The organism is Bacillus sp. FSL K6-2869 (assembly GCF_040869405.1).
Lineage (GTDB): Bacteria > Bacillota > Bacilli > Bacillales > Bacillaceae > Bacillus > Bacillus altitudinis.
Genome location: NZ_CP152035.1, coordinates 3,808,250 through 3,822,158, shown reverse-complemented (window position 1 = coordinate 3,822,158; position 13,909 = coordinate 3,808,250). Strand labels below are relative to the sequence as shown.

The 13,909-nt window shown below is 41.6% G+C and carries 14 protein-coding genes; 6 read left to right on the top strand and 8 right to left on the bottom strand.

Translation table 11 applies throughout. The annotated features are described in order from the left end of the window. Positions 1 to 12 precede the first annotated feature (12 nt). Entirely contained in the window at positions 13 to 1,602 is a 1,590-nt protein-coding gene (gene katX, locus MHI58_RS19650; RefSeq protein WP_045034915.1) for a catalase KatX, read from the bottom strand. Between the two features lie 106 nt (positions 1,603 to 1,708). Here katX and MHI58_RS19645 point away from each other — a divergent pair, with 106 nt between their 5' ends. The 3 genes from MHI58_RS19645 to MHI58_RS19635 all read left to right on the top strand — a co-directional run bounded on the left by MHI58_RS19645 (position 1,709) and on the right by MHI58_RS19635 (position 3,870). Beyond that, the gene (locus MHI58_RS19645) at positions 1,709 to 2,368 is read left to right on the top strand and encodes a hypothetical protein (RefSeq protein WP_045034914.1); all 660 of its coding nucleotides are present in this window, start codon (positions 1,709 to 1,711) and stop codon (positions 2,366 to 2,368) included. 149 nt (positions 2,369 to 2,517) lie between these two features. After that, positions 2,518 to 3,012 (top strand): RNA polymerase sigma factor, encoded by a 495-nt coding sequence (locus MHI58_RS19640; RefSeq protein WP_007497431.1) that lies wholly within the window; start codon positions 2,518 to 2,520, stop codon positions 3,010 to 3,012. Next, entirely contained in the window at positions 3,013 to 3,870 is an 858-nt protein-coding gene (locus tag MHI58_RS19635) for a DUF3298 and DUF4163 domain-containing protein (protein WP_017368457.1), read from the top strand. A 44-nt stretch (positions 3,871 to 3,914) separates the two neighbouring features. Here the strand turns inward: MHI58_RS19635 and MHI58_RS19630 are convergent, their stop codons facing one another. After that, a complete protein-coding gene (locus MHI58_RS19630; protein WP_045034913.1) occupies positions 3,915 to 4,844 on the bottom strand; it encodes a manganese-dependent inorganic pyrophosphatase in 930 nt (309 codons plus the stop codon). A 303-nt stretch (positions 4,845 to 5,147) separates the two neighbouring features. On the opposite strand from MHI58_RS19630, the gene MHI58_RS19625 reads away from it, so the two are divergent. Genes MHI58_RS19625 through rplI form a run of 3 tightly spaced genes read left to right on the top strand, consistent with a single transcriptional unit; the run spans position 5,148 to position 8,541 of the window. Further along, the gene (locus MHI58_RS19625; RefSeq protein ID WP_045034912.1) at positions 5,148 to 6,095 is read left to right on the top strand and encodes a YybS family protein; all 948 of its coding nucleotides are present in this window, start codon (positions 5,148 to 5,150) and stop codon (positions 6,093 to 6,095) included. Positions 6,096 to 6,115: 20 nt separating this feature from the next. Continuing rightward, the gene (locus MHI58_RS19620; protein WP_017359884.1) at positions 6,116 to 8,095 is read left to right on the top strand and encodes a DHH family phosphoesterase; all 1,980 of its coding nucleotides are present in this window, start codon (positions 6,116 to 6,118) and stop codon (positions 8,093 to 8,095) included. Continuing rightward, positions 8,092 to 8,541 (top strand): 50S ribosomal protein L9, encoded by a 450-nt coding sequence (gene rplI / locus MHI58_RS19615; protein ID WP_007497423.1) that lies wholly within the window; start codon positions 8,092 to 8,094, stop codon positions 8,539 to 8,541. The genes MHI58_RS19620 and rplI overlap by 4 nt, the downstream gene beginning before the upstream one ends. A gap of 41 nt (positions 8,542 to 8,582) precedes the next feature. Here the strand turns inward: rplI and MHI58_RS19610 are convergent, their stop codons facing one another. The 6 genes from MHI58_RS19610 to MHI58_RS19585 form a co-directional block, all read right to left on the bottom strand. Next, positions 8,583 to 9,797, bottom strand: coding sequence for an MFS transporter (locus tag MHI58_RS19610; RefSeq protein WP_045034911.1), 1,215 nt, complete (start codon positions 9,795 to 9,797; stop codon positions 8,583 to 8,585). Between the two features lie 22 nt (positions 9,798 to 9,819). Continuing rightward, entirely contained in the window at positions 9,820 to 9,963 is a 144-nt protein-coding gene (locus tag MHI58_RS19605; RefSeq protein ID WP_008347524.1) for a YycC family protein, read from the bottom strand. A gap of 72 nt (positions 9,964 to 10,035) precedes the next feature. Next, a complete protein-coding gene (locus MHI58_RS19600) occupies positions 10,036 to 10,770 on the bottom strand; it encodes an alpha/beta hydrolase (RefSeq protein WP_045034910.1) in 735 nt (244 codons plus the stop codon). Positions 10,771 to 10,859: 89 nt separating this feature from the next. Beyond that, positions 10,860 to 11,825 (bottom strand): iron-hydroxamate ABC transporter substrate-binding protein, encoded by a 966-nt coding sequence (locus MHI58_RS19595; RefSeq protein ID WP_035704087.1) that lies wholly within the window; start codon positions 11,823 to 11,825, stop codon positions 10,860 to 10,862. A 98-nt stretch (positions 11,826 to 11,923) separates the two neighbouring features. Continuing rightward, on the bottom strand, positions 11,924 to 13,549 hold the full coding sequence (locus MHI58_RS19590) for a helix-turn-helix domain-containing protein (RefSeq protein WP_045034909.1): 1,626 nt from the start codon (positions 13,547 to 13,549) through the stop codon (positions 11,924 to 11,926). A gap of 122 nt (positions 13,550 to 13,671) precedes the next feature. Next, complete coding sequence (locus tag MHI58_RS19585) at positions 13,672 to 13,899, bottom strand: MbtH family protein (protein ID WP_024718451.1); 228 nt, start codon at positions 13,897 to 13,899, stop codon at positions 13,672 to 13,674. Positions 13,900 to 13,909 lie beyond the last annotated feature (10 nt).

Here is a 13,909-nt window from a genome sequence, read left to right as displayed (position 1 = left end):
ATTCTTTTTTCATTAATAAGGATCTGAAGGTGTGCTGTTGTTGATCGCATCGTTGACAGCCTGTGCCGCGCCTGTTGATCCAATGGGGCCGCTTGGCTCCTCTCGTTTGAAGGCTTTTAAGCCATCGGCCACACGTTTTCCATAGTCAGGATCAGCTTTTGTGAAGTTTTCGATCATTTGGTCTTGGATGTCTTTTTGACAGGTAGCTAAGGTGTTGACTAAGTTTTTAATCAGTTCCTCACGTTCCCAATCATTGAAGCAGCGATAGGTTTCTCCGGCTTGTCCGAAATTGTTCGGGCGGTCAATGGCTTCCCGTTTGACTTCACCCTCTACAAAAGGCGTATGATCCTTTCCATCTTGCTGCGCTTCTTTTAATCCCCCGAGAATGGACGGTTCATAATTCACATGGGGGTTTTGTCCTTTTCCTTGATCCACATGATATTCCATTTGCCCATCTCGCTGATTGGTGGCAACATGCTTTTTCGGTGCATTGATCGGCAGCTGTAAATAATTTGGCCCGACACGATATCGCTGCGTATCAGAGTATGAGAAGGTACGTCCTTGCAGCAATTTATCATCTGAGAAATCTAATCCGTCTACAAGAACCCCCGTCCCAAAGGCAACCTGTTCCACTTCTGCAAAATAATTTTCTGGATTTTTGTTTAGCACCATTCGTCCGATCGGTTTCCATGGATAGTCATCCTTGTACCAGAGCTTTGTCGGATCGAGTGGATCAAAGTCTAGATGGGGGTGGGTGTCATCTTCCATGATTTGCGCGTATACTTCCCATTCAGGATGATCCCCTTGTTCAATGGCTTCATATAAATCCTGTGTGGCATGATTAAAGTTTTCCCCTTGAATGGCTTGGGCTTGTTCTTGTGTCAGGTTGCGAATTCCTTGCTTTGGTTCAAAGTGATATTTGACCAACACTGCTTTTCCTTCATGATTCACCCATTTATAGGCATGGACGCCAGAGCCTTGCATGTGCCGGTATGTGGCAGGAATGCCCCATGGCGAGAAGAGAAATGTCACCATATGTGTTGCTTCAGGTGATTGTGAAACGAAATCAAAAATGCGCTCACCATCCTGACGATTGGTGACAGGGTCAGGCTTAAAGGCATGAACCAAATCAGGGAATTTCAAAGCATCTCGAATAAAGAAAATTTTGAGGTTGTTCCCAACGAGATCCCAGTTGCCGTCTTCTGTATAAAATTTAATCGCAAATCCCCGCGGATCGCGTAAAGTTTCTGGTGAATGTCCGCCGTGAATAACAGAAGAGAATCGAACGAAGACAGGGGTCTTTTTTCCTTTCTCTTGAAATAATTTGGCTCTTGTATAAGTGGAAATGGGTTCGTCACCGAATGTACCGTAGGCTTCAAAGTATCCGTGTGCGCCGGCACCTCGTGCGTGAACGACACGTTCAGGGATGCGTTCACGATCAAAATGACTGATTTTCTCTAGGAAATCGTAGTTTTCAAGCGTAGTCGGTCCTCTATTCCCAACGGTTCTCATGTTTTGATTATCTGTTACCGGGTGACCTTGGCGATTCGTCAAGGTTTCTTCTGACTCTGAAGATGATGTAGGCTGTTGATCTTCTTTCAAGGTAGAATCCCTCCTTCAATATCTCCTTAACAATATGGTCATGTTGTTCCCTATTTCATACAAGGATTGATATAATGAGTGAAAACTTTTATGAGGAGCGGACCTAATGATTCGATTGCACTGCCTTCACGCACATCCATCTAATATTTCTTACATTGACGACGCTTTCTATGACACAGGATTTGATCTGCATCACATCGTCGATTCATCCTTTATGGAACGAGCCAAACAAGATCCCGCATTTGATCTTGAACAGCAGCAAACCTATGCCATCAACAGACTCATGCAAGAAGGAGAGGCTGATCTTGTTTTATTAACGTGTACACAATACATTGCGGCTTTGGGGGAGCAGCAGCACCTGTTCAAACAACCAATTGTTCCGATAGATGAGCCGTTATTTGAGCAGATTTGTGAGCGAGAGGGTCCGCTTCAGCTGGTGTTTTCAAACCCAGACACAGTAGAAGGAACGATGAAGCGACTGTCTTCATATGTAAAAGAGCGGGGAAAGCAGGTGAAGGCAGAAGTGGTTGTGTTAGAGGATGTCTTTCATCTTTGCTTGAACGGTGATATACAAGCCTACCATGAGCAAATCATGGAACAGTTAAGGCAATCTGTGAAGCAGCAGCATGGAGATATTTGTGTAATGCAGCTCTCGATGGTTCACGCTGCAAAGCAGGTGGAGCAGGAAACAGGAGGGTCCATCATTCATCCGCTTTCACCACTTAAACCATTTGTTTATCAAAAAATAACGGCTTTAAAAGAGTGAACCCGTCAGGTTCGCTCTTTTTGTATAGAAACGTAAATGGGATGACATGTTAAAAAAATAATGGAGCGCAAACTATTTTTAACAGGTGCGCGTCTATCCAATGTAAGAAATAACAGATGCGCATTTAAGATAAAGGAGCTCTTTGTAAAATGAAGAAACGAAAGATTGATGATCAATTTGCGGATTACGTAATGGAGCATAAACACAGTTTTTATCGATTGTCCTATAGCTATGTCAAAAACCCAGAAGATGCGATGGATGTCGTTCAAGAGGCGATTCATAAAGCACTCAAATCTGTTCACCGATTAGAGGATGCGACCAAGATGCATAGCTGGTTTTATAAAATCGTCGTAAACGCTGCCCTCGACTTTTTACGAAAGAAGAAGCGTGTGCAAGTGACAGACGATGACACGCTGGAATTTTTATCACAGGGTGAATCGGATGTCTATGAGGATCAAGATGTCAGACGGGCAATAGAAGATTTGCCGGAGATGTATCGGGTCATCATTATATTAAGATTCTTTGAGGATTTAAAGCTAGAGGACATTGCTCATATTCTTGGAGAAAATGAAAACACCATTAAAACAAGATTATATAAGGCGTTGCGGCTTTTAAAAGTAGAATTATCGCAGGAGGAAATATAAATGGATAAGCATTTGGAACAGTTAAAAGAGGAATATCTAGAAATCCCTATTCCCCCGGAATACGATGCTATGGTTGAACGGACATTAAAACGAAAAAACAAGCAACCTCATTTTCAGAAATGGACGATCGGGCTTGTTGCTGCGGCTGCTTTATTTGTCACCACTGTAAATGTCAGTCCGCAGGCAGCAAGAGCGATTTCAGAAGTACCCGTCATTGGAGAGCTTGTGAAAGTCGTGACGTTCACAGAATTTAAAAAGAGCGATCAGGGAACAAATATTGATCTCAAAACACCACACGTTTCAGGGCTTGGGGACGGAAAATTACAAGACAGCCTGAATCAAAAATATTTAGCTGAAAACAAAAAGCTGTATCAAGATTTTGAAAAGGAAACAAAGGGTTATAAAAATGGTCATTTGAGTGTAGAGAGCGGATATGAAGTAAGAACAAACAATGATCAAATTCTTTCACTAGGTCGATACAAGGTGACGACTCAGGCTTCTGCGGCAGAGGAAATGACATATGATACGGTGGATAAGAAAAACCATGTACTCATTACATTACCAAGTCTGTTTAAAGATGACCGTTATATTGATGTGATTAGTGAAAATATTAAAGAACAAATGAAGAAACAGATGAAAGAGGATTCAAATAAGATTTACTGGATGACGAAGCAAGATACGGTTGATCCGTTTAAGAAGATTCAGCCAGATCAAAGTTTCTATATCAATTCAAAAGGCAAACTGGTGATTTCCTTCAACGAATATGATGTGGCGCCTGGTTACATGGGTGTAGTTGAATTCACGATTCCAACAAGCGTGCTAAAGGATATTCTCGTCAGCGATATGTACATTCATTAAAAGAAGAAAAAAGACTGCTGAAGATGTCAGCAGTCTTTTTATGTTTATGAAGAAAGTGCGTCTGTTAGTGCAGGCACGACTTGTTTCTTTCTTGATACAACACCTTTTAGTAAAGCAGTGTTGTTTTCAAGTGTGACATTGAATGCTTTTTCTACTTTTGTTGCTTCAGCACCAAGTGCAAGCGCAAGAGAGTCATTTTCTAGAATGTCTGTGATCACTAAAACAAATAGATCAAGACCTTTCGCTGCGATGACTTCATTGATTTTTGCTTCGATGTCAGCTTGTCTTGCTGTTACTTCAGCGATATCAACTGTATTAACTTGTGCAATTTCGACTTTGCTGTTACCTAGTGCAAATTCTTTTGCATCCAGTGTGATTAATTCTTGAACTGTTTTTTGGCTTAGGTCAGCTCCTGCTTTCAGCATATCTAAACCATATACTTCAGGGTCTACTCCTGCGATTTTTGCCAGCTCATGCGCAGCATCAACATCCTGCTGTGTGCATGTTGGGGATTTGAATAGCAAGGAATCAGAAATGATCGCAGACAAAAGCAAACCAGCGATTTCTTTTTCAATTGTGACTTGGTGCTCTTTGTACATTTTGTTTAAGATCGTTGCTGTGCAGCCAACTGGCTCAGCACGATAGTAAAGAGGTTCACTTGTTTCAAAGTTGGCAATACGGTGATGGTCAATGACCTCTGTCACTTGTACTTGATCAATATCGCTTACACTTTGTTGGAATTCGTTATGATCGACAAGAATGACTTGTTTTGTTTCGTTTGCAGCCGTTTCAATGAAACGAGGTGCTTCTTGTTTAAAGAAATCTAATGCGTATTGTGTTTCTCCATTGATTTCTCCAAGTCTGACAGCTTCTGCTTGAACGCCAATTTTGTTTTTCAGATCAGCGTAAGCGATAGCAGAGCAAATCGTGTCTGTGTCAGGGTTTTTGTGTCCGAATACGAGTGTTTTTCCCATGTGAATTCTCCTTCTTACTTTTATTGATGATGTTTCTATTCTAACAGCTTTTGACCTTGAATTCAGGGTTTATAGCTAAGAATAATCTAAAAAATTGTAACATGCTGTCTGAAAAGTTGCATGTACAAGACGATCTAAGTTGTTCCACGTGAAACGCTCTTGGGATAGCCTGCATTTTACTTGCGATTTACGGCTATGGTAAAATAAAGGTTGGGTCAAGATATGACGGAGCGTACATCGTACGTATACATAGAAGTACACATTGAGCAAGATATAGAAAAATGATTGGATTGAGGTGAAGGTGTGAAACAAACAAAAGCGTTAGTAGAAGGCGCTATCATGATCAGTATTTTTGCGGTCATGACGCTGTTTTATTTGTATGTGCCACTTTTAGCCATTATTTTCTTCATGGCTGCTCCGATTCCGATCATTCTCTATACAATCAGGCATGGCTTGAAAAAAGGAATTGCGGCTGGCGCTATTGGCATAGTGATCAGCTTTTTAATTGGGTCTATTAATGGGCTGTTAAGTGCGCCAATGCTGATTGCTGTTGGAGTAGGTATGGGTGTTTTCTACAGAAGGAGGCAGCCAGGTCAGGCTATTATTACGGGTGCGCTGATCTACTTATTCAGTTTTCTCATTTACTTTGTTGTCAGTGTCCAGCTGTTTCAAGTAGATATACTGGGTGTCGCAAAGGAATCAATTGACCAAATCATGCCGATGGTAGAGAGTACCTTAAAACAATCTGGGGCTTCTGATCAGGAGATAGCAAAACAACTCAAGCAGTTTAGAGAGATGCAGGATACGGCATTAAATTCTTTACCTGTAGCGCTTTTGATTTTTGTCACGCTGATGTCTTTCGTCAATCATTGGTTTGTGCGGCCGTTGATCAAACGGTTTGTTCCAGACATGCCAGCTCTTAAGAAATTTAAGGATATGCGGCTGCCAAAAAGCATGGTATGGTATTATTTACTCACACTGCTTTTGATGCTGATTCAGCCGGAGAAAGGCAGCTTTTTATCGCTCGTGCAAACGAGTGCTTTTCAAATTTTATTTATACTGGTGCTTATTCAGGGCTTTTCTTTTATCTTCTATTATTGCCATGAAAAAAACATCTCAAAAGTGGTACCCATTTTTGCCGTCGTATTGACGATTCTCTTTCCGCCAATCGGTGTGATTGTGCGTATTATAGGGATTGCTGACATAGGCTTTGATTTAAGAGAAAAAGTAAAAACAAATAATTCACTCTGAATGTTGAGGAGTTGATATCAGTGCCAAGCTTCTATCGAAAACCTGTCATCAAGTATCCGATCTTCGCGTTAATTGTTCTTGCGGTGATCACAGTCCTCCTCAACCTTTATTTTAATTGGATCATAGGAGCGGTTGGTCTTTTAGTCCTTGCGGGTGTGCTCTACTTTTTAAAGTGGGCAGATACGCAGGTACAAAAAGAGATTGATTCATATATTTCAACATTATCCTATCGAGTCAAAAAGGTTGGAGAAGAAGCATTAATGGAGATGCCAATTGGTATTATGCTGTTTAATGACCAGTATTATATCGAATGGACCAATCCATTTCTCGCTTCGTGCTTCCATGAAAGCACACTTGTCGGCAGATCCTTGTATGATACATTTGAATCCATTGTGCCTCTTATTAAACAAGAGGTTGAGACAGAAAATGTGACGCTGAATGACCGGAAATTCAAAGTCATTATTAAACGGTCAGAGCGCCTTTTATATTTCTTTGATGTCACCGAACAAGTGCAGATTGAAAGACAGTATGAAAATGAACGAACGGTGTTATCTTATATCTTTTTAGACAATTATGATGATGTGACGCAGGGTCTTGATGATCAGGTGCGTAGCGCGATAAATAGTGAAGTCACATCGCTGTTAAACAATTGGGCACAAGAATACGGCATTTTCTTAAAAAGAATTTCATCTGAACGATTTATGGCTGTATTAAACGAGAGCATCTTAGCAGAGCTTGAAGCATCGAAGTTTTCCATTTTAGACGAGGTTCGTGAGAAAACAGGGGCACATAGCGCCACACTTACCCTTAGTATTGGAATCGGTGCGTCTGTTCCTTCTTTAAAAGAACTTGGCGCACTTGCGCAGTCGAGTCTTGACCTTGCCCTCGGACGAGGCGGGGATCAGGTAGCGATTAAACAGCCGAATGGGAAAGTGAAATTCTACGGTGGAAAAACCAATCCAATGGAAAAGCGGACACGAGTACGCGCACGGGTCATTTCACATGCTTTAAAAGAAATTGTATCTGAAAGCGGTAATGTCATGATCATGGGGCATAAGTTCCCCGACATGGACTCTATCGGTGCCTCGATCGGGATTTTAAAGGTTGCTCAAGCGAATGGAAAAGAAGGTTACATCGTCATTGATGCCAACCAGATTGGGGATAGCGTTCAACGCTTAATTAGTGAAATTAAGAATTATGAAGAACTTTGGTCCCGTTTTATCACGCCTGAGGAAGCGATGGAGCTTGCAAAGGATGACACATTGCTTGTGGTCGTAGATACACATAAACCGTCCCTTGTGATGGAAGAACGACTGCTAAATAAGATCGAAAACGTCGTTGTCATTGACCACCATAGACGTGGTGAGGAATTTATCCGTGATCCTTTACTTGTCTATATGGAGCCGTATGCTTCATCTACAGCAGAACTTGTGACAGAGCTGTTAGAATATCAGCCGAAGAAATTGCGGATTAACATGATTGAGGCCACAGCACTTCTTGCTGGGATTATCGTGGATACGAAGAGTTTCTCCCTCAGAACGGGGTCAAGAACGTTCGATGCAGCATCCTACCTTCGTGCAAAAGGGGCAGATCCTGTCCTTGTGCAAAAGTTTTTGAAAGAGACCGTCGATCATTACATCAAACGGGCAAAGCTCATTCAGCATACAGAGCTGTATCAAAATCAGGTAGCGATTGCTTCCTTGCCGTCTGACAGATCTGAGTATTATGATCAAATTACGATCGCACAGACGGCTGATTCTCTCTTGTCGATGAGTGAGGTTGAAGCATCATTTGCTGTCGCAAGGCGAGATGACGATACGGTCTGTATTAGTGCAAGATCGTTAGGGGATATCAACGTTCAAATTATTATGGAAGCATTAGATGGCGGCGGTCATTTAACTAACGCTGCGACCCAGATTTATGGTATAACCATTGAAGAAGCGGTAGAGAAGTTAAAAGCTGCCATAGACGAATATTTCGAAGGAGGGGTTCAAAGATGAAAGTCATCTTTCTAAAAGACGTAAAAGGCAAAGGGAAAAAAGGCGAAGTCAAAAATGTAGCTGACGGATACGCTCACAACTTTCTCATCAAACAAGGGTTAGCTGTTGAAGCAACTCCAACGAACCTAAGTGCATTGGAAGGGCAGAAAAACAAAGAGAAAAAGAATGCCATCCAAGAGCTTGAGCAAGCGAAACAATTAAAAGAAACACTTGAGGCGCTGACAGTGGAACTCACTGCTAAATCAGGTGAAGGCGGTCGTCTATTTGGTTCGATTACAAGCAAACAGATCGCTGATAAATTGCAAAAAGAACATCAAATCAAACTCGATAAGCGTAAAATCGAGTTGAATGATGCCATTCGTGCGTTAGGATACACAAATGTACCGGTGAAGCTTCACCCAGAAGTACAAGCAACATTAAAGGTTCACGTCACAGAACAAGCATAAAATAGAAAAGAACCCGTCTCCTCGTGAGGCGGGTTCTTTTTTTATGATGGATCTGAAATATAGATGCTTCGTCCAGCACGCATACCGGATAAAAACATGAAAAATAGAACGATGATAAAGATGATAATAGATGGCGTCCATGTATGTGTCACATCAAAAAGGATACCGATCATGAATGGACCAACAGCGGCTAATAAATAACCGAGTGACTGCGCCATTCCAGAAAGAGCAGCTGCTTGTTCCATATTGGTTGTTCTTAATCCGATAAATGTGAGGGCAAGACTGATACTGGCCCCTTGTCCGACGCCGATTAATAGCACAGAGATAACAAGAATAGGCGTCGACCCTCCAAGAAGGAGACCAATCATGCCGAGTAAATACACAAGGACAAGGCCGACGACAAGCGGTCTTTGCGTTTTTAATTTTTCTGCAAAAACGGGCGTTAAGAAGGTGGATGGCAGACCGGTGAACTGCATAATAGAGAGCATCCATCCCGCTGTCGCTAGGTTCATTCCATGTGATGTCAAAATATCAGGAAACCATGCGATGCTGCTGTAGAAAAGGAATGATTGCAAGCCCATAAAAAAGGTCACCTGCCATGCGACACGTGAACGCCATATTGGCTGTTCTTTGAGTGAAATGCTTTTGACAGCCGCTGTGTTCTGATGAAGAAGCTGCGGCGCCCACACCATCATCGCAAGAAGGGCAAGTCCGGCCCAGACAAGGAATGATGTATTCCAGCCGCCAGGCATTGCATGACTGAGCGGAACGCTGACACCAGATGCAAGTGCAGCAAAAACGGACATCGATGTCGTATACACGCTTGTCATTAATCCAGCATGTGCAGGGAATTTATGTTTCACAAGTCCAGGTAAAAGCACATTACAAATCGCAATCCCGACGCCGACTAGCGCTGTTCCCATCATTAAAAAGGTGATGCTGCCCAATGAACGAATGACAATACCAAAGAGCAGGACAGCAAGCCCAAGCCAAAGTGTTCGTTCATTCCCAAGACGTTTTCCGATTTTAGGTGCAATGGGAGATAGCAATGCGAATGAGAGCAGTGGTAATGTCGTGAGGAAACCAGCCAGTCCATTTGAAAGCTGTAAATCAGAACGAATGGCACCGATCACAGGACCAACAGACGTAATGGCTGGCCTCAGGTTAAAGGCAATGAGTAAAATCCCAGCAATCAGCAAAATGGTTTGCCCTGTACTGCGAGGATGAAATGTTGATTTTTCTAGTTGTTGTTCCATGAATGTAAACTCCTTTATTTCTTTAAGAACGATCTTTCTTCTGTTCAAGCTCCGCTAATTTAGCTAATAAGATGTGCTGCGGCATATGCATGATTTGCTCTAACGGTACATTGAGTGATGCAGCAAGCTTTTGTGCAGTATCGGCTGAGATTTGTAAAGGTCTCATGCGCAAATCCCTCCTCTTTCAATCTATACGTTCCAATATACCATATCGACTTTGTGACTTGCTGATAAAAAATTAAGGTTTTCTTTTATAAAACCACTTGATGGCTGATAAGAAATTTTTTTGAAATTGTTTCAGATGGTGGCCCTCTCCTTGTTCAATGTGAAAGTGAAGCTTTCGTTCCTGCATCCCTTTCTGTAATAAAAGATCATGGAGTTGTTTGTTGAATAAAGGCATGTGCTGTTGGACAGATGTTTTGCCTTTCCCTTCTTCACTGCCTACAGACAAATAGACAAGGTGGTCCACAGACTGAATGCTTTGTTGTTTAGCAAATGGTAGAAAATCTTGATACCAAAATGATCCAGAGATAGATGCGATTTTTTTAAAAAGAGCAGGGTACATCAATAAAGTATAAATTGCAAATAGCCCACCTAATGAAGCACCTATGTGACTATGTTCATGACCGGTCTGTTTGACTGAGTATTCTCTTTTGATATATGGAAGCAAGTCATTTGCTAAAAATGACACATATGTCTGTGCCTCACCTTTAAAGTCAGGGAATCCAGAACGCAGTGATGATGCTTTCCATGGTGTATATTCGTCAAGTCGATTGAATGGGTGTATACCGACGATGATGATTGGCGAGATGGTTTTGGCTTCAATCATGCTTTCGATCTCTAGCAGGTGGGTTCTAAACAAAGAAGAGCCATCTTGTACAAAGACAGCTGGAACATCAATAGAGGTGTCCGGTGGAAGGTAAATATCAAGCTGCCGCCCGTTCAATTCGTCATATAGAAACGTTCCGTTCATGTGTATTCTCTCCTTCAAGTTTTCAAGCTCTGCTGAAAAGAAGAACAAAGGGCTAAAATGTTTAGCCCTTTGTCAAGATGCGCATCTTTTTAGTTGGTTTGATCTAGCCATTTGACAGCCTGATCAAGGAAAGTTGTTTTGCTTAGTGCTGTTCCTCCCTGAAGCATAGGATCAACGACATTTTCATTGATGTGCCCATTTTTCACAGCTTTTAGGCTGTTCCAAATTTTATTTCCCTCTAAGTCCTTCAATGCATTTGGATTCGATGAGTTTTCCTCTTGGGAGAACTGAACAAAGATATAGTCAGGATTGAGTTCGCCTAGGCGTTCCAATGAAATCATTGCTTGTGCTTTGGCTTTTTTGATATCACTTGGTGCTGTAAACCCTAAGTCCCCATATAAAGTAGAGTTGAAGTATACGTCTTCAGGGTACACGTACAGGTCGCCCTGTCTAATGCGTAAAATGACAGCTGTTTTGTTGTTGCTTTTGTCTTTCAGGGTTTCTTTCGCTTGTTTGAGATCTTTCTGATAATCAGAAATGATGCTTTTCGCTTCTTCACTTTTTCCAGTCAGTTCACCGAGTAATAAAAGGTTGCTTTCCCAGTCGGAAGAGACATGTGATACTGGGATCGTCGTTTGGACTTTATCTAGTTTTTTAATTGTTGCAGGCGGGAACTTGGTTGATCCGAGTATCACGTCTGGTTTTAGTTTTAAGATTTTTTCTAGGTTTGGTTCTGTTTTTTCCCCAATGCCTTCTGTTTTTGCTGTAATGTCTTTAAATAATTCAGGGAAAGTGCCGCCTACAGTAGAAGCCCCAATAGGGTCGATACCAAGTAGTTTTGCATCTTCCATCGATTCTAGGCTTCCAGCAATGACGATTCGTTTCACTGGTGTTTTCAGTTTGTACGTTTGATCTAAGTATTTGATGTTTGTTTCTGCTGCTTCAGCTGACTTGCTTTTGGTTGTGTTGGAAGCCGGTTTATTTTCTGCAGCACCACAGGCTGCTGCGATGATCGTCATGATACAAAGGATAAGCAATGCGAACCATTTTTTCATTTGTTTTCTCCTTTAACTGATAATTGTTCTCAATTAAAGATTGTAGTAGTCATTCGTCCTTTTATCCATAGACAATGATCTGTCTAGTGATGGACTTTTTACGGAAAAAAAGATAAAAGGTCCTGAATGACTCGTTGATGACTGGCTGCTGTGTATTCACGCCAAGGGTCAGAAGCGAGTGGATAGACGGCTTGTTGCGTCACAGCCTTGAGATTTTGCCAAGCCTCCTGTTGCTTTAACTTTTGATAAAAAGCAAGGGTTTTTGGTTCTTTATGCAACAAAAGGAAGATGGCATCTGGGTCTAACTGCTGTATAGAGTGAATGCTGATTTTTTTTTCGATGAGCTGGCCATCATTCTGAAAAGCTGGCAGAAGGCCAATGTCATGAAAAATTACTTCTGACAAGGTGCGATTGACAGATAAGTAGAGCTGATCTTGAAAGATACGAAGAGGCAGGACGGTTCTTGGTGGATGATCAATAACGCATTCCTTTTTCGCTTGATTAACGAGTTCTTCGTAATGAAGCAGCCATTCTTCTGCTTCCCTCGTTTCGTTTAAGAACAGAGCTGTTTGTCTGAATTGAGTGCGCCAATCCAATTGTGTGAATGGAACAAAGTGTACAGGACAGATGGTTTTCAACGCTTGTTTTTCTGCCTCTGTCACATGATCATTGGCAATGATCAGCTCAGGTTGTGCTTCCTTCAATTGCTGTAAATTGGCTTCAGCGTGCTCGTTGATACGATGTGCACTCAGATGGATCGGAATTTCTTCTGCATAATGCTCAAAATCATGTGCTGTCCATTTAGGGTGAAGAGGGGCAGCATATGGGATGATATGAATAGGTGTGAGCTGCCCGAGTATGGAATGGCCATAGGCAGCCATTTTCCGTTGACGGCTTTTCATATAAGCAGAAGGAGTGATACCCGTTTTTTTCTTAAAGATGCGGCTAAAGTAATAGGGGTCTTGATAGCCAATGTCCTGTGCAATGTCTTTGAGCTTTGCATGACCTTTCGCCATTAACTGTTTGGCTCTAGCCAGTCTTTTCTTGGTGATATAATCAGTGACACTCACATCAAAATGCTTTTTAAATAGCTCGCTGTAATGATTGGCGCTGATACCAGCCATATGAGATAGACTTGTAAGGCTGAGAGGTTCTTCGGAATGTTGATCGATATATTGTTTTGTTTTGAAAAGGGCGTGTGTTGTGTCACAAATGTCTTCTTTATGCAGTGTGAAAAGCTGCAGGATGAGCTGTTGAAAAAGGGTTTGGCTTCTAAAAAAGCTAATGGATTCAGGTTTTTGCCATTCTGTTGTCATGTCGGACAGTAAAGAATGAATTTGTTCAATCGAGCTAATATCGATAAATTGCCATACATTCAGTAAAGATCGGGCTTGTTCAGTTGATACTTCTTCTATGCTTTGACCTTGTGACGCGTACATTTGAAAGCGAAACAGATAGAGCTCGTGTTTTTGATAAGGCTCTGTTTTCAACATAAATGTTTCCCCAGGCATCATCGTATAGAGTGTCAGATTTTTCAATCGCCATCTTTGATCATTCAATGTAAGTAAACCATTGCCGCTTATGCTAAAGAGGAGGCAGAATGTATCTGACAACTGCTGCTCCGTATGTGGAAGATCTGCATTATTTATTTTTTCAGTATATGTTAATCGATAAATGCATTGTTCAGCATTTACCTTTGTACATAATTGATGATTGTTTCCCATAAAACCACCTGATCTCTTATTAATTGATAAATATTCTCAATTGAATTGTATCAGAAAGAGCTGGAAAATGGTGTGTTTATTCTGTCAAAAAAGCACCCTGATGGAGATCAGGGTGCGATGATTTATTCCGTTTTTCCATGTGCTAACGCAGGTTCTTTTGTTAAGCTTAATGGCCGTAAGTCCTGCCAGTGTGTCTGGATATAATCAATGCAGGCATTTCTAGTGTCTTCACCAAAGACCTTTTCCCATCCATCTGGTATTGGTGCAAATGATGGCCAAAGTGAATGTTGTCCTTGTTCATTGACAAGCACAAGAAATACACCGTCTTCACGATCAAAGGGATTTGTCATTTGTCATCTC